The 2,094-nt window shown below is 33.2% G+C and carries 2 protein-coding genes and 1 pseudogene; 2 read left to right on the forward strand and 1 reads right to left on the reverse strand.

The window, feature by feature from the left end; translation table 11 throughout:
* Positions 1 to 539 (forward strand): annotated as a pseudogene (locus ACNPNW_RS15790) (integrase core domain-containing protein); the annotation flags it as partial.
* Between the two features lie 118 nt (positions 540 to 657).
* On the opposite strand, the gene ACNPNW_RS15795 reads toward ACNPNW_RS15790, so the two are convergent.
* A complete protein-coding gene (locus tag ACNPNW_RS15795; RefSeq protein ID WP_448767149.1) occupies positions 658 to 1,089 on the reverse strand; it encodes a PPC domain-containing protein in 432 nt (143 codons plus the stop codon).
* Positions 1,090 to 1,388: 299 nt separating this feature from the next.
* On the opposite strand from ACNPNW_RS15795, the gene ACNPNW_RS15800 reads away from it, so the two are divergent.
* Positions 1,389 to 2,094: tyrosine-type recombinase/integrase (locus tag ACNPNW_RS15800; RefSeq protein ID WP_448767150.1), on the forward strand; the 706-nt coding region annotated here is incomplete at its 3' end.

A 2,094-nucleotide genomic window follows, 5' to 3' on the forward strand; every position in this document is an offset into this window, starting at 1 on the left:
GGGTCCCTGGACTATATCAGTACACATCTATCGATGACTGCACACGATATCGCGTTTTAAGGATATATAAACGCCGAACAGCTGCGATACACTCGACCTTTTAACTGTGTAATTGAAGAAATGCCTTTTCCCATACAGCGAATACAGACCGATCGTGGACGAGAATTCTTTGCTGAAAAAGTACAGAAAAAATGATGCAGTATGGAATCAAATTTAGGCCAAATAAACCGGGTTCACCTCATCTGAATGGCAAGGTAGAGCGCTCACAAAAGACTGATAAATCTGAGTTCTACGCTACTGTAGATATCGATTCAGAGGAAATTCAGAGTAAACTGGCAGAATGGCAGCATTACTATAACTGGATGAGACCACATTCAGCTTTGAAAGATAAAATACCGATGGAAAGGTACTTTGAATTATGTGAAGAAACTCCTTTCTTAGATGAAGTCCAGAAGCAATACGACCCCTCAAATGAACGGATTCAACATGCCAATTACAAGATGTATTTAGAGATTGCTAAATTGAAACGATCTCTATGAATTACGTATCTATATCATTTTTACTAATATAAAAACATATGAATAGGAATCACGCCCCGTTTAACTGGCAATAGTTTTTGAACCCTGGCATAAAAGCTTAAAAAAATCTAGAAAGTCTTTATTTAATGTCAATACTCATCCAGTATTGAGGTTTTTTATCTTTTCTTGCCTGTGATCTAGGTTGTAATACTCTAATTTCATACTCACCTGAAGCAGGTAAAATATAAAAACCATTATCATCAAGCTCTGGAGAATATTCTCCAAGATTGATGGAGTCTTTTAATTGATTACCCCATAAGTAAGCTTCAACATTTCCTCCAGTCAACTTCACTTTTAACTTTTGCCCTTTTTTAGCATAAAATTTGTAGGAATCATACTTGTATCCATCTATCCTTCCGTAATAATTTGCAGAGTAAGCTTTTTTAGCAAACTTAACTACAATAGTCTTTCGTATATCATTGTTATCATTTGCAAGTACGACAGGGCTAACTATAGTTAAAGTTAGGGCTATCAAAGCGCCAGCTAGTAATTTCGTATTCGCTATTTCCATAAGGTTACCCTAATTCTTGTATCGCTCCTGACATAATAATATAACTAATAAGTAACCATGAATCATAGAGCAGAAATGTGAATAGTCATAACATGGGGTTACACTTCAAATGCCAATTTAAGACTTGCAAAATTAATGGTTAATTAATTGGTTACTAAGGACTAGCCAATCTAAATATAAATTTTATTTAACAATTACTTATAGAAATATGTGATGCGTATGATACGCATCATATGAATATCGCTTAAATTTGCTATAATTGAATTGAGCAGTGCCATTTGTGGTTAGGTTAAAAATTCATGAGTCTTACTGAAATTAAGGTACGTCAAGCTAAACCAAAGGAAAAAATCTATTTTCTGGCAGATGATGACGGCTTAAGTTTGAAGGTAGAACCAAACGGACGTAAATCTTGGAGTTACCGCTATTCACTTGCAGGGACAAATAAACGTCCTCGCATGAAGTTGGGTGAATATCCTGTAATGTCCTTGAAAGAGGCCAGATCAGTCCGGGATGAATATAAATTTAATAATTATGAAAATAAACCACTGCATAAAAAATACATCAAAACTTTTCAGGATATTTGTGAAGAGTGGTTAGAATTTAAAATTAAAAATTCCTTTGAAGATGAACCACGATGCGGTGTAATTCAGCTCGCAAAAAAATGTTTAGATCAGGATGTTTATCCAAATATTGCACTAATGCCATTTATTGAAATTAAAAGATATGATCTAGTTAAGATTATTAAAAATATAGAATCTAGAAATGTAAAAGAACCTGTAAAGAAAGCCTATAGTTATTTAAATCAGATTTATGATTATGCGGTAGCGATGGGGTATTGTGACTATAATATTGCACATGGACTTCATAAAATATTAGTCAACAATAAGATTAAGAAAAACTATCCTCATTTGAATTCAGATGAACTATCTAATTTCTTAGCTAAATTAAATCAGATTAATACAGATCCTATTATTAAAAAAGCCCTGTTATTTAAATTATATACAG

Source organism: Acinetobacter endophylla (assembly GCF_053543775.1).